Below are 23990 nucleotides of genomic sequence, written 5' to 3'. Positions count from 1 at the left end.
CCTTTAATTAATTTAAAACTCAAAGAGACAAGCATGCAAATCAGTAAAAATTCGGCCGTTGAATTTCATTACACCCTAAGCGAAGCGGGTGAACAAATCGAAAGCAGCCTAAACGACGCGCCATTAAGTTATATTCACGGCAGCGAAGGCATGCTTTTAGGTTTAGAAACCGCACTTGAAGGTAAAACCGCTGGTGATAAATTTAGCGTTACGTTATCTCCAAGTGAATCATACGGTGAGCGTGTTGATGACTTAATTCAGCGCATTCCGCTTAAGCACCTTCAAGGTGATGTAAAAGTATGGAAACCAGGCATGACTGCTATGGTGCAATCAAACCAAGGTCGCCACCAAGTAACCATTGTAAAAGTAGGCCGCTTTAATGCTGATTGTGATTTAAACCACCCATTTGCTGGTAAAACGCTGACTTTTGATGTTGAGGTTGTCTCAGTTCGAGAAGCAACAAACGAAGAGATTTCTCACGGCCATGTTCATGCTGAAGGTGGTTGCGGCCACGCACATTAATTGCTAATTAAAGGAACAAGTATGTCAAAAGTTGCAATAGTAACCGGTGGCTCTAAAGGCATTGGCTTTGCTGTGGTTCAGCGATTATTAACGAGCGGCTATCAGGTTCATAACCTAGATATTGAACCCAGTGAGAGTGGTGTTTTTCATCAATGTGATGTTAGTAATGTAACCGCCGTACGCCAGTGTATACAGGCTATTATTGAAAAAACACAACGCATTGATGTACTTGTTTCAAATGCTGGCAAGCACCTAAGTGCCACAATTGAGCAAACCGATGAAGCGACATTCGATGCGTTAATGGCACTGAATGTTAAAGGTGCGTACGCGGCTATACAAAGCGTATTACCAGCCATGAAAGCACAACAAGATGGCGCTATTGTGTTAATTGCCTCAGATCAGGCCATTATTGGCAAACAAAACTCATTTGCTTATAACCTGACTAAACATGCATTGGCTTCGATGGCTAAAACCACCGCCTTAGATTACGCAAGCTTTAATATTCGCACTAATGCCGTGTGTCCTGGCACCATAGAAACGCCATTATTTCATAATGCGATTGATGCATACTGCAAAAAAAGTGGCGCAAATAAGGCAGATATTGTTGCCGAAGAAGCTGCTTTACAACCACTTAATCGTTTAGGCCAAGCCGATGAAGTTGCAGCACTGGTAAACTTTTTAGTAAGTCCAGAAGCCAGCTTTATTACCGGCAGTTTGCAACGCATTGATGGCGGTTACACAGCGCAATGAGTACTAAAATTATTGACCCGCATGTGCATTTTTTTAATTTGCTGGAGGGTCAATACACCTGGCTGCAAGGTGCTAACCCACCCGCTTGGCCTAACTTAGATAAAATAAAACAACCGATTAGCGTTGCTAAACTAATCAAAAGTACGGACTTTGAACTCGTTGGTTTAGTGCATATAGAAGCTGGCTTTGATAATGAGCAACCTATTAATGAATTAAACTGGTTAGCAAAGCATATAAAAAGGCTACCTTACAAAGCGATTAGCTTTGCAACAATTAACCAACCAAATAACGCATTTAAACTAGCACTTAAACATCTAAAACATTCATCCCTTGTCGGCATTAGAGATATCACTGAAGGTCATGATGCCACGCGCTTATTGAACCCTCATTGTCTCGATAACCTGCGCCACTTGTGCCACTTAAAACTGCATTTTGAAGCGCAATTTGAAATAGAAAACCTCAACATCACCGAGCAACTTATTTCTTATGCCAACCAAGTTAGTGACTTACAAATCATCATTAATCACGCAGGGCTTGCACACAACCTTGCTAACTGGCAACGCGCCATTGAATTACTCGCACAACAGCCTAATGTTGCGATGAAGTTTTCAGGCTTTGAATTACTCATGCTTAATAGCGAGCAGCAAACCCTATGTTTTACACATATTTTAAAGCATTTTGGTATGCAAAGAGTGATGTTTGCCAGCAACTTCCCCGTGTGCCAAATTAACATTAACTACAATGAGTTATGGCAACATTATCGAAGCCTATGTAGCGATGATCTTACATGGCAACATTTGAGTTACAAAAATGCTGCGCGCCTCTATCAACTCTAAATGAAAACCGCTATATTTAGCTCAACAGTTTAAAAAACGAGCATGCGTATGGCCATTCTTAATTCATCTTCTCTCAAATACACATTACTCCCTTTTTCGCTAGCCGCTTTATTAACAGGTTGTGGCGGTGGAGGTAGCGACAATGCGACTAACCCAACAACAGACAATAGCGGCTGGGCTTCTGGTGTATTTGCTAGCTCAGGGCAATTTAAAGGTCAATGCCAAGCAATTAATGAAAAAAACTGGCTACGCTCTTGGAGTAACGAAACCTACTTATGGTACGACGAAATTATTGATACTAATCCGGCATTAACGTCAGGCGTCATTGATTACTTTAATACTTTAAAAACGGAGCAACTGACTGAGTCGGGTGCGAAAAAAGATAACTTTCACTTTAGTTTGCCAACCGATGAGTGGCAAAGACAAAATCAATCAGGCCTAAGCTTTGGTTATGGCTTTAATATAAAAATAATCGCTGGTAGTGCGCCGCGCCAAGCAATTGTTAGCTATACCGAGCCAAATACCCCTGCTAGTAATCAAAATATTATTAGGGGCTTTGAGCTTTTAGAAGTTGATGGTGTTGATTTTATTAACACGACCTCATCAAGCGAGGTAGCTATTATTAACGCAGGTTTATTCCCAGAACAAACAGGTAAAGTTACCGAATTTGTATTTAGGGATATCAGCACTAATGAAAATCGCATTGTTACGCTCACATCTCAAAATATCGAGTCGCAACCAGTAATGAACGTACGTACTGATTTAGCAAACGGCGATGTGGGTTACTTTCAATTTAATAGCCACAACGCGATAGCCGAAACGCAGCTTTACAACGCCTTTAACCAACTCGCTGCCAGCAGCATTAAAGATTTAGTCATTGATGTGCGCTATAACGGCGGTGGTTTGTTACAAATGGCCAGCCAAGTAGGCTACATGGTGGCAGGTAGCAATACCCAAGGCAAAATATTTGAACGCACTATTTTTAACGATAAATATCCCAATACCAACCCTATCACAGGGCAAACACTGACCCCCATGCCCTTTACAAATCGTTTTGTCGGGTTTGAAAATAACCCTGCAATAGCTGCAGGCACCCCATTACCAACGTTAAATTTAGATCGGGTATTTGTACTCACCACCAGCAGCACCTGCTCAGCCAGTGAGGCTATAATTAACGGGCTGCGCGGAGCCGATGTTGAAATCATTCAGATAGGGGCTGGCACCTGTGGTAAACCGTATGGCTTTTACCCAACCGATAACTGCGACACTACTTATTTTACCATTCAATTTACTGGCGAAAATAACAAAGGTTTTGGTGAATATTCAGATGGCTTTGCACCGCAAAATACCATTGATAATGCGCGCCAGCCCGTACTTATTGCAGGCTGTGCTGTTGCCGATGACTTTAGCAAACGCTTAGGTGATGCAAGTGAAGGCTTACTTAATACCGCACTTAGTTATAGAGCAACCGGCAGTTGCCCAGCCCCAAGCTCAATAAATAGTGTTCTCGGTTTTGCGCCCACTATCGCCACCGATATGCCTGAAGTAAAAGACGCGCGAATTCAGACTGTACTTAAACAGAATATTATTCTTAGCGATAACATGAGATAAGCAATGAAGATTTTATTAGCAATAACTGCAATTTCGCTATTTTTAAGTGGGTGCTTAGCACAAAGCTCAGAGCCCACACCTAAATTGCAACATGCGTTACTAATTGAGCCTAATAGCGCTAAAGTAGCCGACGCAATTGCGCAGCTGCTGCATAGCTCGCAGGTTCAATTAGCAGACGATGTTTTTGTCACCTCAAGCACAGTTACCCTTGAGCAACTTAATCATAAAGATCCTCAGGGCAACCCTATTTTGGGCAAGCAACTTAATATGCCAGATCAATTTGAGCTCGTGACTAAGGGAGAGCGCTGTTTTGTTCGCCACCTTGATAGCAAAGCAACCATTGAACTAAAACAAGTACTTTGTAAAATAAACCCATAGCGATAAAAAAGCCGGTAAGTGATAACTCACTTACCGGCTATTCCTCAACAGAGTAAACTATTTTATTTCTACGCGTTGTGAGCGCATTACAATTTCATCGTTAAGCTCAATCCCAAGACCTGGCTCTTCAGATACTTCAAAAAAACCATTTTTTGGTTGTGGATCTTGTAAGCATAGCTCTCTATTCCACTTTTTAATCGCGTAAGTATGATGCTCGTGAATTAAAAAGTTAGGGATCGCTGTTTCTAAGTGCAATGATGCCGCCGTTGCAACCGGCCCTCCACATACGTGTGCCTGAATACGCACATCAAAAATATCAGCGTAATCACATACTTTTTTAGTTTCGGTAAAGCCACCACATAAGCCGATATCTGGCTGTAGTACATCAATACTTTGATCTTCTAAATAAGGACGTACACCCCAGCGGTTATACAAGCGCTCGCCGCCTGCAATAGGCACAGCCACTTTGTCAGCCACTTTTGCATGTAATGAATGGTTTAGGTAATTCACCGGCTCTTCAAAATACATACAGTCAAATTCTTCTGCAATTTCACCAATTTGAATTGCCGATGTCGCCCCTGGTAAGCTATGACATTCAAAAATAATATCTACTTCGTCACCCACGGCTTCACGAATAGCCTGCATACGAGCGCGGTATAGTTTCATTTCTGGACGAGAAATAATATTTGTGCGGTCGTAATAGGTGTTGCCGTCTTTATCGTATTGAATTGGATCGACCTTTACCGCATCGTAACCTTCCGCCACCGCTTTTAGTGCCGCTTCTGCATATTCTTGTGGCTGTACCAGCGCTTTAAATTCACTGTCCCAGTCAAACTGCAGCTGTGATGCATAAGTACGCAGCTTGTCGTTAACTTTACCGCCAAGCAACTGATAAACCGGTAAACCTAATGCTTTACCTTTTATATCCCAAAGTGCCGTATCAATCGCACTCATTGCTGCGTAAACCACCGGCCCACCGCCTAGACCCCAAAAACTTTCACGCAACATGCGCGACCATAGTTTTTCAGTTTGAAACGGGTCATGGCCAATTAAAAAGGCATCGGCCATTTCTTTGATCATCGCAGCAGCTGCACTGTGGCCTAAATCGTATGCAAGACCTGCTTCACCCACACCGCTAATACCTTCATCGGTATGAATTCGAACAAATACCGGCGTCCATGCAGGACGATCAGGGCAATGAATATCAAAGACTTCAACGCGATTTACTTTCATAAAAATTCCTTATTAACCTTCAGTGGGTTATTTTGCAAAACTAGGATCAAGACGATACGCTTTTCGTAACATGGCAGGCCATGCTAGCTGGCCCCCTGTACTGCCGCTGTGAACGACGTTCGCTTGGTTATAAATGTTATCAATAATAGCTTGAGGCACAGCCACCGCTTCTTGCGCACTTGATTGAATGGCTAACTGTATTTCACAGGCACGCTGAAGGTCATAAAAGCGCATAAACGCATCGCCTACCGTTGGGCCTACTGTTAAACCGCCGTGGTTGACCAATAGCATATGATTGGTGGTGCCTAAATCTGTTTGCAGGCGTTTACGCTCATCGTCATTCACCGCTAAACCTTCATAGCCATGGTAAGACAGAGACGGCAATGAAAACATCGAATACTGACTTAGCGGTAACAGCCCTTCTTTTTGTGTTGCAACCGCAATCGTTTCTTTGGTGTGCAGGTGTATAACGCAATGGGCATCCTCACGTACTTCGTGAATGGCACTGTGAATAGTGAACCCTGCAGGGTTAATATTAAAGGGTGTATCGTCAATAATGCGGCCATTTAAATCTACTTTGACTAAGTTAGATGCAGTGATCTCATCAAACGTTAAGCCAAAGGCATTCACTAAATAATGATCAGTGCCCGGTAGGCGAGCAGAAAGGTGCGTATAAATTAAATCCCCCCAACGAAAATGGTCAACTAATCGATAACATGCGGCTAAATCAACACGTAGTTGCCACTCTTGTTCTGATACTTTATTTTTTAAATTGAGCTGGGGTAAATCAAACATAACAAGCCTTTTAAAACACAGCATAGCGCTAGTGATTGTAGATGTTTAGAAGTCTAAATGAGTATTAGCATGATGGCAATCACCAAATAAAAAAGCCACACATAGGTGTGGCTCTTTTTAATTAGCGTTAACGGTTATTGTACTTTTGATAGGTAATCGGCAATCGCTTCAAATTCTTCATCAGTCACAGTCGCAACCATCGCTTTCATCGCCATAGACATACCGTTGTTACGAGCGCCTGACTTGATGTCTTTCATTTGCGCTACTAAATATTCTTTGTTTTGACCATTTAGTTTAGGGTACATCGCCATAATAGGTGCTTTACCTTCTGCACCATGACATGTTTGACAATTTTTAGCTGTGTAAAGTGCAGCGCCATCTGCAGCGGCTGCTGAAAATGAAAAACTTGCGGCTAAACCAATACCCGCGCCTAATAAAAGTGTTTTTATCTTGCTCATTGTATTTACTCTTCTTTTTACGGTTAAAAAAAACGGTTGTGATTATTGTAGTCAATAAATCTTTAAAAAGCATACGTCCTTGGTAAGGTTTGACGATCAATCAGAACAAATACGTGTATCCCTCATAAAACACATACTAGCTTGCTTTAACTGAGCAGATACTTAATAGGCTTACCAAATAAGATCGTCTGGCACTTCAAAATCAGCATACGGATCGTCTTCATCTTTGGCTTTATTTTCAGGCTCAACATGAAACACAATATACTTTTCATCCACCTCAGCCACTTTACGCGCAGGCTCATCTTCTAATACGTAAAACTGACCTTCTAACACACAAATAGCTAAACGCCCGCCCGAGAGCGCCTTTTGCGTTTGCTCATTCACATCAAGCCCTTTCACTTTGTTTTCATAAGTGAAGTTAAAGGTACGCTCACCGCGAATTGACTCTTGATTATGATGCTCTAAAATTTGCTTAACACGGGCTACTTGTTCGCGCTGCTTTAATTCTTCTTGGCGCGCTTTATTGAGCTCTTCAGCTTTTTGCTGCTGCTCCAACTTAGTTTGCTGAATATGCTTTTGTAAATCGTTCGGGTTGCTCGTCGCTCCCTTCTTTTGCTTTTTCTGTTGCTTGCGCTTTTCTGATTTAGCAACTTTAGCTTTATGTGATGTTGTTAAACCAGCTTGGAGCAATTGCTCTTGTAGTGACCCCATGGCGTGTTCCCACTAAAAACGAATATTAATGCTATTTTAATCACCAACGAGCGTAAATAACAGCGCTATTGGTATTAATCTAACAAACTACTGAAAACAAAGCATGATTTAGCGCAATAAAGGTTAATTTATGAAAACCCTAGCAGTTTTGTATATAATGCAGCTCAACTAATAAGCAATGTATATGGCAGTTAATGCGCTTACCTCACCTACTCATCTGTTCAGTTTTCATTTTTTTTGTTTTATACGCACCACAGCCATTATTAAGTTTATTTGCTACTGAATTTAATGTTGCTCCTGCTGTTGCAGGCAGCTTAATGACGGCCACTATGTTGCCTTTAGCTATTGCCCCTTTGGTGTATGGACTGTTTTTAGCTAAGCGAAACCCTTTATTGATATTACGCTTCGCTATGTTGTTACTGGGTGTGGGTTGTATCTTATTTATTTATGCCCCGAGTTTTGAATTACTTCTACTGGTAAGGTTTTTACAAGGACTGACTTTACCTGCCGCATTGACTGCCATGACCAGCTTTATTGGTATGAGCTATCAAGCCGATACATTACAAAAAAATATGACGCTATATATAGGTAGTACGATTGTCGGTGGTTATTTTGGTCGTGTATTGGCTGCGCTCTTTAGCGATGTTTGGTCGTGGCAGAGTTTTTATTACCTAATAGCAGCCATGCTGATTATTCTAGCGTTAAGTATTCCCCATAAACGTTTTAATCTCGTTAAATCAACCGAGGTTTTATCACCATTAGATTATATAAAACAACTTAAAGAGGGCTCTGCACTTAAGCTCTATGGTGCCATTTTTTGTATGTTTTTTTGCTTTGCAGCATTATTAAACTACTTGCCTTTTATTTTAAAAAATACCTTTTTAATTAATAACACGCGCGACATTGGCTTTGTTTATAGTGGCTATTTGGTGGGTGCTTTGGCTTCTATTTTCACTCCTTGGCTATTAAAAAAAATGACTTCAGCCTGGCGATTGTTGGCCGCGGTATTCGTGTTTTATAACCTCAGTATTGTGTTATTAATGAGTCATTCACTGTTGTTGTTTTTAATTGCATTCACACTCTTTTGCGGCGCTATGTTTGTGATTCATTCCACAGCGGCACCACTGGTTAATAAAATCAGTCACGCACCGCCAAGCGTTACCAACGGGTGCTATGTATCATTTTATTACAGCGGCGGCGCACTGGGCTCGTTATTACCAGGGGTGGTTTATCAAACTCATGGACAAACGGCGTTTATGGCAACATTACTCGCTGTATGTTTGTGTGGACTGGGGCTTATTTTGTGGGCTCAGCGCGATGGCAAAAACATCACCCGCGGCTGATGCTCAGTAAAGTCAAAAAAACGCAGTAAATCAGGCTTAGTTAATAACCATGTTTGGGTATTTTCAAACGGGTGGCAATGAAATAAATCGCCAAACCAAATATCTTGGTCAAGCCAAAGCGTTACATCTCGTTGTTTGTCGTTCATTAAGCTGAGCATTGACACGCAACCCGGTGCAACCTTTAAGTACTTAGCCAAGCGCTCATTAGAGGCGAAGCCTAAGCGCGATAGCCCTTGCTGTTTAGCAAGTAACTTTAAATCCAACTGTTTATCATGCGCGGTGATCACTAAAAAATGACGCTTACCTTCGTTGTCTCGCAAAAATAGGTTTTTTAAGCGTGTTCCTGGGCGATTTACCATCAGTTCATCGGCATCTAAACTGCCATGTAGCGCTGGATGTTCTATTACGTCATATTCTATATTTAGTTGGGCTAACACTGCCGCTAGTTTTTGTTTATCCGCTAACATACTACAAACAACGCCCTCTTAATTGCACACTTAAATCACGCCATAGTACTTCGTTTATTTCATGCTTATCTGCACAATAGTTACGCTGTGCTAGTTCTTTATTAAGAAACTCTACCGCTTGATCTTCTAATTGTAATTTTAAAACACTCGACTCTTCAAAATGCTCTTGCTCAGCAAAACGCTGAACATCACTGCGAGTTAGTTTTTTATTGATATTAATTTGCTCACGACTTTTAGCCTTTACAGAAACCACATAAGCAAAAAGCTTGTTACCTTGCTCATCAAGGGTGTCATAAAATTGTTTATTATTAATTTCGTAGGGCGGTTCATCTACTGAACTGGCACAACCAAAAAGGAAAATCATGAAAACTAACGCGTATTTTTTCATTATGTATTGTCGTTTTAGTAAATATTGAGCTCGAGTTTAACAAAAATTAGTTAAAACGGAAAAATTTGTGAAAAAATACTTGACCAAAATCGTAAAAATATTTAAAGTTCACCCCGCTTGAGACTCAGCACTTAAGCATTTACATTGTATGTAAATTAGGAATGTGGGGCTATAGCTCAGCTGGGAGAGCGCCTGCCTTGCACGCAGGAGGTCAGCAGTTCGATCCTGCTTAGCTCCACCACTTTCCTACTCTCTCCCTTAAGTAATATCCTTATTTTTATATTCTAAATAAATTTCTCTGTTAATAATTTTTTGCCCTGTTTTAATCTTTATGTTTGCTTAGTTGTTTGATTTTGCTAAATTGAGATCAAAAATGCCGAGCAAAAGCTCGGCATTTTATCGTTTATTAGGTTGGGTAAGTTATTCGCGAACTTGACCAACACCATTAACTAAATATTTCTCAGTCGTTAGTGACTCAAGCCCCATTGGACCATAAGCATGCAGCTTAGTCGTTGCAATACCAATCTCGGCACCTAAACCTAGTTGTGAGCCATCAGAGAAACGTGATGACGCATTAACCATAACAACCGATGCATCCACACTACGTTGGAATAACTCTGCCGCAGCATCGTTTTTAGTACAGATAACTTCGGTATGATTTGAGCCAAATTGAGCAATGTGCTCAACGGCTGCATCAAAGCTTGGCACTATACGAATAGCAATTTCTAAATCTAAATATTCTTCACCAAATTCGTTATCTGCAAGCACAGTGGCATTATCAAAATACTCAGCCGCTTTGGCGTCAGCATTTATTTTTACGCCTTCTTGGCGAAGCACTACCGCGCAAAGGTTTAAAAACTCATCAGCAACATCTTGGTGAACTACTAACCCTTCTAAGGCATTACATACGCCAGTACGTTGAGTTTTACCGTTAAGTAGTAGATTAAGTGCCACTTCTAAGTCTGCATCTTTATCTACGTATAAATGACACACGCCTTTAAAGTGCTGAATAACAGGAATTGTACTGTTTTCTGTTACATAGTTAATAAGCCCTTCACCGCCACGTGGAATAATTAAATCAATACTGTCGCGTTGCTGCATTAATTCCATTAGTAAAGCACGGTCAGGATCTGGAATAACTGAAATTAGCGCCGTTGGCAAACCATGTTTAGTAAGCACGCTGTGCATTACACTAGCAATGGCTTGTGAGCTTTTAAGCGCTTCTTTACCACCGCGCAAAATAACACCATTACCCGACTTAAAGCACAATGCGCCAGCATCAGCCGTTACATTAGGTCGTGCTTCGTAAATCATACATACCACGCCCAGTGGTACACGCATTTTTCGAATTTTAATGCCATTTGGACGTTCAGTGATATCACGTAACTGGCCAACCGGATCATCAAGTGAAACAATCACTTCGATACCTTCAGCCATCGCTTCAATGCGCTCATCATTCAATGTTAAACGGTCTATCATTGACGCTGCTAAATTATTGTCACGCGCAGCGCTTAGGTCACTTTCGTTTTCTTTGATTATAAATTCTTTTTGATCTCTTAATGCCGCTGCCATATCGGTTAACACGTTGTTTTTAGTCTCGGTATCGAGTAAAGCAAGTGTATGTGCAGCTTTTGCTGCTTGGCGTGATATATCCGTAATTAAACTCATGACTTCTCCAATAATGCGATATCTTTTTCTGAAATAATTGGTCCAATTGAATCCTGCATTTTTTCGCTGAATTCACTCTGCTCGTTGTCTGCAATAAAGTTTAACAAGCAGCTACTGTAATTTGCTGTGGCTTTAGCTAAACGCGTACCATCTTCACTGCGAACTAAGATAGTATCGCCCACAGCAAACTCGCCATGTACTTCCTTGATCTCATCGCCTCGTAAACAGCCGTCTTCGCCTTCTAGCGAATCATCAAATGACCCATCGACAACCACTTCACCTTGTTCATTTGCGGTATGTGTCATCCAGTGAATAGAGTCTTGCATTGGTTTTTCATAAGGCAAGAACACACTACCTGGATTTTCGCCCGCTAATAAACGAGTAAAGGTCTCTTCTTTAAAGCCATTAATAATATACGTTGCAATACCATGTGATGTGGCTTTTTCTGCCGCTTCAATCTTGGTTTTCATACCACCGGTGCCTACTGCACTGGTAGCACATCCTGCCATAGCATAAATAGAATCATCAATTGATTTTATTTCAGGCAATAATACGGCATCGTCATGCAGATTTGGATTTTTGTCATACAGCCCATCTACATCTGAAAAAATCATTAATGCGTCAGCGTCAGCGGCAGCTGCCACCATAGCTGATAAGTTATCGTTATCACCCACTTTTAAATCATCTGTTGTTACCGCATCATTTTCATTAATGATAGGTAGCACACCGTGCTCTAGCAATGTAAATACGGTTTCACGGATACTCTGGTAACGCTCACGGTCACGTAAGTCACCATGAGTTAATAATAGCTGCGCTGATGGAAAATCAAAGAAACGATCCCACATGGCCATCATTTCTGTTTGCCCTGCTGCTGCCATGGCTTTTTTCATAACAACTGAGCGCGGCTTCTCTGATGGAAATAAATGCGAGCCTGCCGCTACAGAGCCTGATGACACTAAAATAACCTCTATACCACGTGCGCGACAGTGAACGATAAACTGTGCGATGGTTAACAAGTAGCGTGAACGACAGCCATCTTGATCGGGTGCAATTAAGGCACTGCCCACTTTAAGTACGATACGTCGCCAATTTAACTTTTGCATAAATGCTCAACTTTCCATTTTATTTGTATTCATCACACTGATGAATGAAACCAGGTCGCTATGTTTAAAACATAACGTCGAATTTGTTTATCATTGCCCACACTTTTTTTACACACGCGTACACCGTCTCTAAAACCATTGTTTTAAATTGAGATGCAAAAAATAAATAGTATTAACCCAATAAAATTGGATTGTACTAACTAAAAAAATATAAAGTGTTGTTTATGTATCGCTGTAAAAAGCTGTGTGCGGCTTTTTTATTAACAACATACATAGAGCCTCTTAAGTCTGGTACACCAACAGATAGGGTGATGACTTAAGGACCGAGATTTAACCGCCACGATGGGGATTAAATATTGAAAGGTAATAATTCAACTCAAACTTTAATTTATATGCGTTAAGCAAATAAACACCTTGAGCAAAACTATACCAAAGAGTTCGGTAAATGATATTTTATGTTCGAACATTATAAAACATCGCTGAAACAATCACTAAGAGAGTTAAGATGTTTATATCTAATACGTTTACTTACTTAAATAACAAACTTTATTAGATAACTAATTATTCGAACACGAAGTATAATACGTTAAAATAGCCGCTTAGATCAAGGCTAAAATTAAAGCTAAATAGGTCATAACAGACAAGGCATGCACATTTTGCAATAGATATCATAAAGTTAGACTACTATAAATAGTAATTATAGAGACTATAACTTTGATAACACTCTCACAAAAGACGTTAACACTAAATAAATAAACATTATTTATTAGCTAAATTTAATTTACACGTGTATACCCACTGTATTACTGATTGGTAACCGTTATACTTTTAAACATTATTAAAATTAAGGAGTTTTTACTCTATGTCAGCAATTTATATAGCCGGTATTGCACTGTGTTCAGTGTTAGCCCAATGGGTCGCTTGGGCGTTTAGAGTACCCGCTATTCTGTTTTTATTGCTTACAGGGCTTTTATTAGGGCCATTTAGTGGCGTATTAGACCCTGATGCATTATTAGGTGATTTACTTTTTCCTGTGGTCTCTTTGAGTGTCGCTGTGATTTTATTTGAAGGGTCCTTAACTTTACATTTTCGAGAACTTAAAGGGATCAGTAAAGTCGTCAGAAACCTCTGCTCTATTGGTATGCTTACAACTTGTATTGTTATTAGTTTTAGCGCCTATTGGTTACTCGAGTTAAATTGGCGAGTTGCTGCAGTACTTGGCGCAGTGCTTGTTGTTACGGGGCCAACCGTTATTGCTCCATTACTTAACTCGATGCGACCTACCCAGGATATCGATCGTATTTTACGCTGGGAAGGCATAGTAATAGACCCCATTGGCGCTTTATTTGCAGTACTAGTGTTTGAAGCCGTAATGCTGGTTGGTCAGGGTGAAGTACTTAGCCACACTATCGTTGCACTGGTTAAAACCGTTGGCGTTGGTTTAAGTATTGGTGTGGTTTCGGGTTGGATCACGACGCAACTAATGCGCCGAGAATGGCTGCCATTTGAGCTACATAAGTTTGGTATTTTAGCGTTAGTGTTAATTAGCTTTTCTATTTCAAACCACATAAGCCATGAGTCAGGCTTACTGGCTGTGACGGTGTTTGGCATTTGGTTAGCTAATCAAGATGACTTGGAAATAGATTCGGTACTCGAGTTTAAAGAAGATTTGTCGATGATTTTAATCTCAACTTTATTTATTTTATTGGCCGCAAGACTACAACTCTCTGATTTAATGATGCTCGACAGCGACGTATTTATATTTTTAGCTATTGTGCTATTTATTGCGCGCCCATTGTGTATTGCTATTTCAACCTTTGGTACAGACTTACCGATGAAATCACGCCTAGTACTTGCTTGGATTGCACCTCGCGGTATTGTTGCAGCAGCCGTTGGTTCAGTATTTGCGCTGAGTATGATGGAAGCGGGAGTGGCCGATGCCGAAAAAATGGTGCCACTCATATTTACTGTTATTATTGTTACTGTGGTACTGCAAAGCTTAACGGCTATCCCTGTTGCGAAACTACTTGGAGTGCGTCAACCATCCCCTAATACTATTTTAATCATTGGTGCAAACCATGTATCGCGTGCAATTGCACGTGGCTTAAAAGAGCAAAATATTCCTGTTCATCTATCAGATCCTGCTTGGGAGAACTGTAGAATGGCGCGTATGGATGGCCTGCCTTGTTATTACGGTAACCCGCAATCGGAGCATGCTGAACGTTATTTACCTTTAACCACGATTCGCAGTGTTTTAGCGCTTTCACCTAATCGCCACCACAACGCATTAGGGGTGCAGTACTTCTCTCATTTATTAAATGAAAAAAATGTATTTTCACTACGTTCCTCTTCTTCGCACGCCAAAGCAAATAAAGACAGTGCGACGTTTTTATCACGACAAATTCTGTTTGGTGAGAACGGCGCATATGCACGCTTAAGCAGTGTTATTGCCAAAGGCGGTAAAGTGAGTGCAACACGTATATCTGAAGAGTTTAGCTGGCAGCAGTATTTAGAAATGAATCCTGAAGCGATCCCACTGTTTATTCTCAAAGGGGATAAAGACAGTGATGAAGATGCACCAGTGAAAATGAGGCCTTTTACCAGTGATATGGAAAAGCCACCACAAGAGGGTGAACGAGTAGTTGCATTGCAACCGCCTAAAATATCGCTATTAAAAGATCCGGCCAATAACAAAGCCAAAGACAATAAAAAAGACGAGTAATAACTAAAAAGCGAGAGTGCTAAAAAAAGCACTCTCGCTTTTTTATTTACAAACCTAAACTCTGATTAAGGGATTTACTAACATATTAAATCATAGTCATAATTAGGTTTATTTTCTCTAGCCAGAGTTTAGGTTACATAGGTAAGCGCGCGCGGGTAACGACACTAGCTGGCATTTTTTCAGCAAGTTTAGTTAATGCTCGCTCTATTTTTTTATGTGTCGCTTTATCGGCTACCGTGGTGTTAAACAGCCAACGATAAGCATCTTCAAAGTCTCTTGGACTACCATAGCCTTGATTAAACAAGCCCACTAATCGTAATTGCGCTTTTAAGTTACCTTGCGCTGAGGCCTCACGGAGGTAGGTTATTGCCATGGCTTTGTCTTTTTGGACTAACTGCCCAACATCGTAGTAGCGACCTAGTTGCTCTAATGCTGCCGCTAAGCCCTGCTCAGCCGCTTTTTTCATGTAATACACACCTAAAGCTACATCACGCTCAACACACACCTTGTAGGCGAGCATATCACCGTATAAAAATTGATACGACGGCAATGCCATTTTATTGGCTCGTGCTTCTATATCTTGCACTAACTGGCAATTATCTGCCTTCACGCGGGCTAGATGAGTGTTCTCATTAATTAAAGCTATTAACTCAGATTCGGTATACAGCGGCACAGCTGCAGGGCTTTCTTCAGCTAAGCTATTGCTTATATTAAATAAAGAAAGTGTAAGTAGTGATAATGACCACACTGAGCAACGAGAAGATAAACGCATATTAACCACTTTAAAAATAAACTTACCAAATAATATACAAAGATCGTTCCACTATTAATAGGTATGCTTTTTTATAGACATAAAAAAAGCTGCACATGGCAGCTTCTTTTCAACATAAACCCAATTATGCAAATGGGCTACGAAGTATCATGGTTTCAACACGATCTGGACCTGTAGAGATAATATCAACAGGGACGCCCGTGATTTCTTCAATACGTTTAATGTAATCAATTGCTGCTTTAGGTAAACCTTCAAGCGATGTTACACCCACGGTATTTTCAGACCAACCAGGCATTTCTTCGTATACTGGTGTTACTTTATCGTAACCTTCAGCCGCTAATGGCGTAACGTTAGTCACAGTACCATCTTCAAGCTTATAACCCGTACAGATTTTAAGTGTTTCTAAACCGTCTAAAACGTCAAGTTTAGTTAAACAAAATCCTGAAATGCTGTTAATTTGAACTGCACGGCGCATAGCCACTGCATCTAACCAGCCAGTACGACGTAAACGACCAGTAGTAGCACCAAACTCATGACCTTTGTCACCTAAATGCTTACCTACTGGGTCTTGTTTTTCAAGGCCATCGTAAAGCTCTGTAGGAAAAGGACCTGAACCTACACGTGTTGTGTACGCTTTAATGATACCTAGTACATAATCAAGGTGTAATGGGCCAAAACCCGCACCTGTAGCAACGCCACCAGCAGTAGTGTTTGAAGATGTAACATAAGGGTAAGTACCGTGATCGATATCAAGTAATGTACCTTGTGCACCTTCAAATAAGATGTTGTCACCGGCTTTACGCGTTTGATCTAAAAGCTCAGTTACATCAACTACCATTGCTTTTAAGATGTCAGCAACAGCCATTGCGTCATCAAACGTTTTTTGAAAATCTACTGCATCTACTTTGTAGTAGTTCACTAATGTGAAGTTGTGGTATTCCAATACTTCTTTTAACTTAGTAGCAAATAGTTCAGGATTGAATAAATCGCCAACACGTAAACCACGACGTGCTACTTTATCTTCATACGCTGGACCGATACCACGACCCGTTGTACCGATTGGTTTATCGCCACGCGCTGTTTCGCGAGCTACATCTAATGCAACATGGAAAGGCAATATTAGCGGACATGCTTCACTGATTAAAAGACGTTCGCGTACTGGTACGCCACGCTCTTCAAGCATGCCAATTTCTTTCATTAGCGCTTCTGGTGATAAAACAACACCATTACCAATCACACATTTAACATTGTCACGTAATACACCCGATGGAATAAGGTGTAGAACTGTCTTTTCACCGTCGATCACTAAGGTATGGCCAGCGTTATGACCACCTTGATAACGAACTACTAAAGATGCTTTATCTGTAAGGAGGTCAACTACCTTACCCTTACCTTCGTCACCCCATTGGGTGCCTAGTACAACAACGTTTTTACCCATTGCAAATTCACTTAGAGAAAATTAGGACGAGATTTTACCAGAAAACTAAAGCAAAGTTCACCCCGTTTAGCTTATTTTTTCCTCGTGCCCTTAGTAAACATCAGTGTTTAGCTAATAATCACATAAATAACAGTGATTTATAAGATTAAAATTCAGATAACAAAAAGCCCTGCAATTGCAGGGCTTTTTAAATTTAACTAAAGCTGTGATTACTGAGCTTTCGCGCCTTTCATGTATTGGAAGAAGTCGCTATCCGGTGATAACACCATCACGTCTTGCTTTCCTTTGAAAGTTTGCTTGTAAGCTTCTAAAGAGCGAACAAAGCTAAAGAACTCAGGGTCTTTATTATAAGCACTAGCGTAAATCGCAGCAGCATCAGCATCGCCTTGACCACGAACAGAACGCGCATTACGTTCTGCATCAGCAAGCATTACTGTTACACGGCGGTCAACACCTGCACGAATCGTTTCTGCTTTTTCCTGACCTTCAGAGCGGTGCTCTTTAGCAACGGCAGTACGCTCAGCACGCATACGTTGGTAAATAGAGCTACTCACCTCTTGAGGTAAGTTAATTTGCTTAACACGTACATCAAGTACTTCAATACCCAGCTCACTAGCACTTTCAGAGGCTTGTACTAACGCTTCTTCCATCAGCTCGCTACGTTCACCCGATACAATTTCACGAATAGTACGAGTACCAAAGTTAGTACGTAGGCCATTATTTACTTTTTGCTTAAGCAGTGTTTCAGCGTATTGCTTATCACCACGTGCACGCAGGTAAAAAGAGCTAAAGTCGTTAACACGCCATTTTACAAACGAATCAACAATTAAGTCTTTTTTCTCGCTAGTTACAAAGCGATCCGGTGTGCCATCTAGCGTTTGAATACGCGCATCAATGCGGCGCACTTGGCTAAAAAATGGCACTTTTAGATGTAGACCTGGACCATAAACTACCGCTTGATCATCACTGTCTTTTTGTACTTTACTAAATAAAAGTACAATCGCCTTTTGGCCTTCAGAAACCACAAATACTGACGAGAAACACATTACAATGGCAGCTAATAGGATTACTAAACTAAAGTTTTTCATTATGCTTATCTCCCGTCGTTGAAGCGATCATTGTTAAAGCGATCGTTACCACTATTAACAGTGCTGTTACGTGACGTATTTACCTTGTTACGTAAATCGTTAATATCGCTTGAGCTAGGTAAAGCAACGCGTGTTGATGAACCCTGTTTTTCCATGATTTTATCAAGTGGTAAATACATCATGTTGTTACCGCCCTTAACGTCAACCAATATTTTAGAGCTATTACCTAATACTTCTTGCATTGCGTCTATGTATAAACGCTCGCGTGTTACTTCTTTAGCTGCTTGGTATTCTGGAAGTAATTTCTCAAAACGAGCCACTTCACCTTGCGCTTCTAAAGTAATACGCTCTTGGTAACCTTCAGCCTCTTGCGTCATACGCGTTACTTGACCACGCGCACGCGGTTCAATTTCACGGGCATACGCTTCGGCTTCACGAATAAAGCGTTGTTCATCCTCTTGGGCTGCAATTGCATCATCAAACGCATCTTTAACTTCCATTGGCGGACGTGAATCCTTGAAGTTAACGTCAGTTACGATTAAACCTAAATTATAAGGTTCGATGATTTGATTTAGCTCATCCCAGGTATTTTGACGCACAACTTCACGGCCGTTAGTCAGTACTTGGTCCATTTTTGAATGGCCAACAACATAACGCAGCGCACTATCTAATGCTTCTTCAAGGCTGCTGTCAGCGTTAGTGACACTAAACTTGTATAAGTATGGGTCGATTACTCGATACTGTACTTCAAACTCAACGCTTACTACGTTTTCATCTTCAGTTAGCATAAAACCTGATGCTGATAACGAACGAACAGCTTCGATATCGACTGGAATAACCGTCTCAACAAAGGTCATCTTCCAACGCAAGCCTGGATCTGCAATTCGGTCAAACTTACCAAATTGAAGAACGACACCGCGCTCAGCTTCTTTCACCGTATAAATACCGCTTAACGCCCACACAATGGCAGCGATAATAAGTACAAATGAAATACCGGCTCCGCCAAGTCCACCGCCGCTACCATTGCCGGATTTTTTACCGCCAAATAAGCCGTTAAACTTGTTACTGAATTTACGGAACACCTCGTCTAAATCAGGTGGGCCTTGATCACGTCCGCCTTTGTTATTCCACGGATCTTTGTCATTGCCATTATTACCCGGTTCATTCCAGGCCATAGCTATACTCCATTGTTATCTAAATAAATTCGGAAATTGTGTTAAATCTAACAAATCTTATGCATTTCTTATACTAAAACCGACATTAATCTTTCAGTTTTTAGTCGCAGCTAATAAAACTTTCAATCTCTGGGCCAAAATCTTTAATCAAACGATTCCACTCAATCATAGGTAATCGCACATCTAGCAACCAATTACCTTGCTCATCAAAACGTTCGTTATGTACTGCACTTAAGTTAAATAAAGATGCTCTTAAACGTCCATACTGAGGAGCCAGTAGTAAAGTTTCACTCAACATCTTTTTAGCTAGTAGGTCACTAATAGCCTCACTTAGCAGCTCGCAACCTTCACCTGTTTTTGCTGATAACCATACCCTTATAGGTTGACCTTCGTCATCGCGATCAATACGTGGGGTTACATCATCCAGCGCATCAATTTTGTTGTATACAAGTAATTGCGGTACATCATCAGCTTCAATTTCTTTGAGTACTTCTTGTACCTGTTCAATATTTTCTTTTCGACGAGGGTCGGCTACATCTATCACGTGTAATTGTAAATCAGCCTCTCGCGTTTCTGTCAGCGTTGCTTTAAATGCAGCCACTAAGTCATGCGGTAAGTGGCGAATAAACCCTACAGTATCGGCTAAAATAACCGAACCAACATCGCCAATATCTAATTTGCGTAAGGTTGGGTCTAGTGTTGCAAACAACTGATCAGCGGCATATACATCAGAATTTGTAATACGGTTAAATAAGGTTGATTTACCCGCATTAGTATAACCCACTAAAGAAACCGTTGGGATCTCATTACGAGTACGTGCTCGTCTACCTTGCTCACGTTGTACGCCAACTTTAGCCAAACGGGCGCGTATATTTTTAATACGTGCACGTAATAAACGTCGATCGGTTTCTAACTGCGTTTCACCAGGACCACGTAAACCAATACCGCCTTTTTGGCGTTCAAGGTGGGTCCAACCTCGGATTAAACGAGTCGACATATGACGAAGCTGCGCTAACTCAACTTGAAGTTTACCTTCGTGAGTACGTGCGCGCTGAGCAAAAATATCAAGGATAAGTGTGGTTCTATCAAGCACCCGACATTGGCAAACACGCTCTAAATTACGTTCTTGAGACGGACTTAACTGATGGTTAAAAATGACAACATCGGCATTGTGGATTTTGACAATTTCAGCTATTTCTTCTGCTTTGCCGGTACCGACAAATAGCTTCGGATGTGGTGCTTGACGGCTGCCTTGCACAACCGCCAAACTACTAACACCAGCAGAAGATACCAACATTTCTAATTCGTGGAGATCTTCACGATCCCCCTCTTTAGGTAAGTCGATATGGACTAAAATTGCCTGTTCGCCAGATTCATAGCGGTCAAACAAGCATTACGCTCCTAATTTAAAAGTTTCCAGCTTCAGGTTCTTCAGTGTCTTCATTTCCCTGAACACCTTGGAAGTTGACTGCGCGTGCAGGTACAACTGTAGAAATTGCATGTTTATACACCATTTGGTTAACAGTGTTTTCCAGCAAAATTACAAATTGGTCAAATGACTGAATTTTACCTTGTAATTTTATGCCATTTACCAAAAAAATTGATACTGGAATGCGCTCACGGCGTAGTGCATTTAAAAATGGGTCTTGTAACGATTGGCCTTTTGCCATGTTATTATTCCTTCGTTCTAGGTGTTATTATAATTAAGTGGCTGAACTGATTTAACAAAGATAAATTTTGTCCAACTACTACTAGCTTAGCGAACTTACTACACGATGCAAGTTTTCTTCATCACCTGTTGTTAACCATGTAACATCAGGCCAGCTTCTTAACCACGTTAATTGACGTTTAGCCAATTGACGTGTGGCTGCAATGCCGCGAAAAATCATTTCATCATGATCAATTTCACCCGCAAGGTAATCCCACATCTGTCTATAACCTACACAACGAATAGAAGGCATATTGGGATGTAAATCCTCACGTAGATATAGGGTCAAAACTTCTTTTTCAAACCCCTGTTCAATCATTATTTTAAACCTTTCTTCAATTCGATGATGTAATTCACTTCGATCATCGGGTGCAATTGCAAATTGATGAAAAGTATAGGGTAATGCTGGCTGTTTTTGCTTTTGCAATTCAGTCATCGTTTTACCTGTTATACGGTAAACTTCCAAAGCACGATTAATTCGCTGCGAATCATTTTCACTCATCTTTTGTGCGGCTTGCGGATCAACTTTAACCAGCTCTTTGTATAAATAAGGCCAGCCATGCTCTTTAGCTTGTGTTTCTAGTTCGGCTCTAACGTTTGCATCGGCCTCAGGTAATGGCGACAACCCATCAATTAGCGCTTTGAAGTACATCATTGTACCTCCAACCAATACAGGCACTTTACCTTGTTGATGAAATTTATCAATTTTTTCTATAGCATCACGTCTAAAATCAGCAACCGAATACGTTTCACTCGGATCAAGTAAGTCAATTAAATGATGTGGGGCACGAGCTAATTCGTCGGCATCAGGCTTAGCCGTACCAATATCCATACCTTTATAAACAAGCGCAGAATCAACGCTAATAATCTCAGTATTTAAATACTCACACAGTGAAATTGCCAATGCTGTTTTACCAGCAGCGGTTGGGCCCATTAAAAATATGACCGGTAAATTACTCAACACGAATACCTTAATTAAATTGCGTTAGATAAGAGTTTAGATCTATTTTAACTGCTTTTTCTCGCAAGCGTTCAATTGTTTGCGGATTATTTTGTAAGCGCGTTTGCTGCTCTAAAAAGGCATTGCTCGCATAGAACCGTGCGGGAATTATATTTACCTGCCATTGTAGCCATTCATCAATACTTGCTAACTGAGCCTTACATCCCTCAAGCAATGCATCTATTGCAGCACTTACATCTAATAAGTACAGACTTGTAGGCAGCTTCTTTACCATAACAAACTGCTTTTCTATTAATAACTCAAAACCTAGTAAGGTAAACCAAGACTGCTGAGCAGCAAGAAGCGCCGTGTCTTGTTTTGATACGTTGACACGCACAGGCAATAGGAGTGCTTTACCTTCAAGGCTGCCATGCTCTTTTATTTGTGTATGCCAATCATCCGCTAATGCGTATTTAAAGTGTGAACAATAAAGTTGATTTTCATTATTGAACACGCAAACGCCCTTTTCAATGCTTATTATATCGACAGTGCGCAGTGCTGTATCTGATACTTGCGTCTCATTAGATTGTACAAATGCTGCCGCAGTATCAAAGTGCTGCGCTTGTTGCTCATTCACGCCCTGATAAAACGCATTCACATCATGGTAATTTTGGCTTTCAGTACGCACCTGTCTACCCCCACCTTGACGACTGCCACCATAAGAGGCACTACTTGTGGATGGCGAATGACTTGGTTGTAATGACGACTTAGGATAATCAAAAAGTTCACTATTGGTCGTGTGTTCTTGGTTAAACGATGTAACCGGTGATTGATGCGTGTGAGCGGCTGGCGAATTAACAAACTCAGCTTGAAGTGGCACCACAACTTGTTTAATAGCTTGTAAAATAAAGTCATGTACCAAACGACCTTGATGAAAACGTACCTCATGCTTTGCCGGGTGCACGTTAACATCCACTTGGCGTGGGTCTATATCAATGTAAATCACAAATCCGGGAAGTTCCTGCTCGCCACTGACCTCTTCAAATGCTTGACGAATAGCATGCAGAATAAGTTTGTCGCGCATCATACGATTATTTACATAGGTATACTGAGTAGTATTAGCCGATCCAACTGGCAATACCCAACCGTGTAGTTGCAACCCAGCCTCACCCGATTGAATATGCAATCCTTGCTCAGCAAACGCTTTACCCGCCACTTGTGCGACTCGCGTAATCGCTTGAGCGGGATCAGTTTTAGCGCGATACTGGCGCACCACTTTTTCATTATGGGTTAATGTAATTGATACATCAAAACGGCTCAGCGCAATACGCTTAATAAGCTCATCAATATGACTAAATTCGGTTTTTTCAGTGCGTAAAAACTTACGTCTTGCTGGGGTGTTAAAAAATAAATCTTTAACTTCAATTGTGGTACCGCTAGGGTGAGCAACCGGCTTTACCTCTACGGCCATATCTCGGCCTTGTGCAAAGGCTTGCCACGCAGCTTCTTGATTTTCGGGTTTAGAGCTTAAGGTTAAGCGAGATACCGAACTAATAGATGCTAAGGCTTCCCCCCTAAAACCAAGAGAACAAATATTTTCTAGGTCGTCTAAGGACTTTAGTTTACTGGTTGCATGGCGAGAGAGCGCTAATGTGAGCTCATCCTTTGCAATACCCGCTCCATTGTCGCGAATACGAATTAACTTGTGGCCCCCGCGTTCAATATCTATTTGAATACGTGTCGCGCCTGCATCAAGGCTGTTTTCTACTAACTCTTTAACCACCGATGCGGGACGCTCAACAACTTCACCCGCCGCAATTTGGTTTGCTAAGCGCGCAGGTAATATTTCAATACTCATAACAACCTTAAATATGTGCGCTTTTA

At 41.0% G+C, this 23990-nt stretch carries 23 protein-coding genes and 1 tRNA gene; 8 read left to right on the top strand and 16 right to left on the bottom strand.

Annotated elements, in window-relative coordinates:
* Positions 1-33 precede the first annotated feature (33 nt).
* From BM380_RS06395 to BM380_RS06375, 5 genes are read left to right on the top strand one after another with little or no spacing between them, the layout of a single operon-like run.
* A complete protein-coding gene (locus BM380_RS06395) occupies positions 34-522 on the top strand; it encodes an FKBP-type peptidyl-prolyl cis-trans isomerase (RefSeq protein ID WP_090493618.1) in 489 nt (162 codons plus the stop codon).
* A 21-nt stretch (positions 523-543) separates the two neighbouring features.
* Entirely contained in the window at positions 544-1272 is a 729-nt protein-coding gene (locus BM380_RS06390; protein ID WP_013466010.1) for an SDR family NAD(P)-dependent oxidoreductase, read from the top strand.
* The gene (locus tag BM380_RS06385) at positions 1269-2108 is read left to right on the top strand and encodes an amidohydrolase family protein (protein WP_090493616.1); all 840 of its coding nucleotides are present in this window, start codon (positions 1269-1271) and stop codon (positions 2106-2108) included. Before BM380_RS06390 ends, BM380_RS06385 begins: the two co-directional genes overlap by 4 nt.
* A 48-nt stretch (positions 2109-2156) precedes the next feature.
* Complete coding sequence (locus BM380_RS06380) at positions 2157-3719, top strand: S41 family peptidase (protein ID WP_010391706.1); 1563 nt, start codon at positions 2157-2159, stop codon at positions 3717-3719.
* Between the two features lie 3 nt (positions 3720-3722).
* Complete coding sequence (locus BM380_RS06375; protein WP_090493614.1) at positions 3723-4097, top strand: hypothetical protein; 375 nt, start codon at positions 3723-3725, stop codon at positions 4095-4097.
* A 57-nt stretch (positions 4098-4154) separates the two neighbouring features.
* Here the strand turns inward: BM380_RS06375 and BM380_RS06370 are convergent, their stop codons facing one another.
* The 4 genes from BM380_RS06370 to BM380_RS06355 all read right to left on the bottom strand — a co-directional run bounded on the left by BM380_RS06370 (position 4155) and on the right by BM380_RS06355 (position 7294).
* Positions 4155-5330: a mandelate racemase/muconate lactonizing enzyme family protein gene (locus tag BM380_RS06370; protein WP_010391702.1), complete on the bottom strand. Its 1176-nt coding sequence runs from the start codon at positions 5328-5330 to the stop codon at positions 4155-4157.
* A gap of 27 nt (positions 5331-5357) precedes the next feature.
* Positions 5358-6125, bottom strand: coding sequence for a class II aldolase/adducin family protein (locus BM380_RS06365; RefSeq protein ID WP_013466014.1), 768 nt, complete (start codon positions 6123-6125; stop codon positions 5358-5360).
* 134 nt (positions 6126-6259) lie between these two features.
* On the bottom strand, positions 6260-6583 hold the full coding sequence (locus tag BM380_RS06360; RefSeq protein ID WP_010391700.1) for a c-type cytochrome: 324 nt from the start codon (positions 6581-6583) through the stop codon (positions 6260-6262).
* A 171-nt stretch (positions 6584-6754) separates the two neighbouring features.
* Positions 6755-7294 (bottom strand): DUF2058 domain-containing protein, encoded by a 540-nt coding sequence (locus BM380_RS06355; protein ID WP_010391699.1) that lies wholly within the window; start codon positions 7292-7294, stop codon positions 6755-6757.
* Between the two features lie 194 nt (positions 7295-7488).
* Here BM380_RS06355 and BM380_RS06350 point away from each other — a divergent pair, with 194 nt between their 5' ends.
* Positions 7489-8637 (top strand): MFS transporter, encoded by a 1149-nt coding sequence (locus BM380_RS06350; RefSeq protein WP_010391697.1) that lies wholly within the window; start codon positions 7489-7491, stop codon positions 8635-8637.
* Here the strand turns inward: BM380_RS06350 and BM380_RS06345 are convergent.
* The gene (locus BM380_RS06345; protein WP_090493612.1) at positions 8604-9104 is read right to left on the bottom strand and encodes a prolyl-tRNA synthetase associated domain-containing protein; all 501 of its coding nucleotides are present in this window, start codon (positions 9102-9104) and stop codon (positions 8604-8606) included. The genes BM380_RS06350 and BM380_RS06345 overlap by 34 nt on opposite strands.
* 1 nt (position 9105) lies before the next feature.
* The gene (locus BM380_RS06340; RefSeq protein WP_013466017.1) at positions 9106-9492 is read right to left on the bottom strand and encodes a hypothetical protein; all 387 of its coding nucleotides are present in this window, start codon (positions 9490-9492) and stop codon (positions 9106-9108) included.
* 165 nt (positions 9493-9657) lie between these two features.
* On the opposite strand from BM380_RS06340, the gene BM380_RS06335 reads away from it, so the two are divergent.
* Positions 9658-9733 (top strand) — tRNA-Ala (locus BM380_RS06335).
* Positions 9734-9912: 179 nt separating this feature from the next.
* Here the strand turns inward: BM380_RS06335 and BM380_RS06330 are convergent.
* Positions 9913-11160 carry a glutamate-5-semialdehyde dehydrogenase gene (locus tag BM380_RS06330; RefSeq protein WP_024601938.1) on the bottom strand — a complete coding sequence of 416 codons (1248 nt, stop codon included), beginning with the start codon at positions 11158-11160 and terminating at the stop codon, positions 9913-9915.
* The gene (gene proB, locus BM380_RS06325) at positions 11157-12263 is read right to left on the bottom strand and encodes a glutamate 5-kinase (RefSeq protein ID WP_013466019.1); all 1107 of its coding nucleotides are present in this window, start codon (positions 12261-12263) and stop codon (positions 11157-11159) included. Before proB ends, BM380_RS06330 begins: the two co-directional genes overlap by 4 nt.
* Before the next feature lie 862 nt (positions 12264-13125).
* Here proB and BM380_RS06320 point away from each other — a divergent pair.
* On the top strand, positions 13126-14985 hold the full coding sequence (locus tag BM380_RS06320; RefSeq protein ID WP_013466020.1) for a cation:proton antiporter: 1860 nt from the start codon (positions 13126-13128) through the stop codon (positions 14983-14985).
* 133 nt (positions 14986-15118) lie between these two features.
* On the opposite strand, the gene BM380_RS06315 is transcribed toward BM380_RS06320, so the two are convergent.
* The 8 genes from BM380_RS06315 to mutL all read right to left on the bottom strand — a co-directional run bounded on the left by BM380_RS06315 (position 15119) and on the right by mutL (position 23964).
* Positions 15119-15757: a tetratricopeptide repeat protein gene (locus BM380_RS06315; RefSeq protein ID WP_013466021.1), complete on the bottom strand. Its 639-nt coding sequence runs from the start codon at positions 15755-15757 to the stop codon at positions 15119-15121.
* 124 nt (positions 15758-15881) lie between these two features.
* Positions 15882-17195 (bottom strand): adenylosuccinate synthase, encoded by a 1314-nt coding sequence (locus BM380_RS06310; RefSeq protein ID WP_024601937.1) that lies wholly within the window; start codon positions 17193-17195, stop codon positions 15882-15884.
* A gap of 209 nt (positions 17196-17404) precedes the next feature.
* Positions 17405-18283, bottom strand: coding sequence for a protease modulator HflC (gene hflC, locus BM380_RS06305; protein ID WP_013466023.1), 879 nt, complete (start codon positions 18281-18283; stop codon positions 17405-17407).
* 5 nt (positions 18284-18288) lie between these two features.
* Positions 18289-19458 (bottom strand): FtsH protease activity modulator HflK, encoded by a 1170-nt coding sequence (gene hflK, locus BM380_RS06300; protein ID WP_013466024.1) that lies wholly within the window; start codon positions 19456-19458, stop codon positions 18289-18291.
* Positions 19459-19558: 100 nt separating this feature from the next.
* The gene (gene hflX, locus BM380_RS06295) at positions 19559-20848 is read right to left on the bottom strand and encodes a ribosome rescue GTPase HflX (protein WP_024601936.1); all 1290 of its coding nucleotides are present in this window, start codon (positions 20846-20848) and stop codon (positions 19559-19561) included.
* Between the two features lie 16 nt (positions 20849-20864).
* The gene (hfq, locus tag BM380_RS06290; protein WP_013466026.1) at positions 20865-21128 is read right to left on the bottom strand and encodes an RNA chaperone Hfq; all 264 of its coding nucleotides are present in this window, start codon (positions 21126-21128) and stop codon (positions 20865-20867) included.
* An 81-nt stretch (positions 21129-21209) separates the two neighbouring features.
* Complete coding sequence (gene miaA, locus BM380_RS06285; RefSeq protein WP_090493611.1) at positions 21210-22127, bottom strand: tRNA (adenosine(37)-N6)-dimethylallyltransferase MiaA; 918 nt, start codon at positions 22125-22127, stop codon at positions 21210-21212.
* 10 nt (positions 22128-22137) lie between these two features.
* Positions 22138-23964, bottom strand: a complete 1827-nt coding sequence (mutL, locus tag BM380_RS06280; RefSeq protein ID WP_028835549.1) for a DNA mismatch repair endonuclease MutL — start codon at positions 23962-23964, stop codon at positions 22138-22140.
* Positions 23965-23990 lie beyond the last annotated feature (26 nt).

Origin of the sequence: Pseudoalteromonas sp. DSM 26666, assembly GCF_900116475.1 — a bacterium.
Classification (GTDB): Bacteria; Pseudomonadota; Gammaproteobacteria; order Enterobacterales; family Alteromonadaceae; genus Pseudoalteromonas; species Pseudoalteromonas tetraodonis.
The sequence above is the reverse complement of the archived record's forward strand: the minus strand, read 5'-3'. Positions and strand labels throughout refer to the sequence as shown.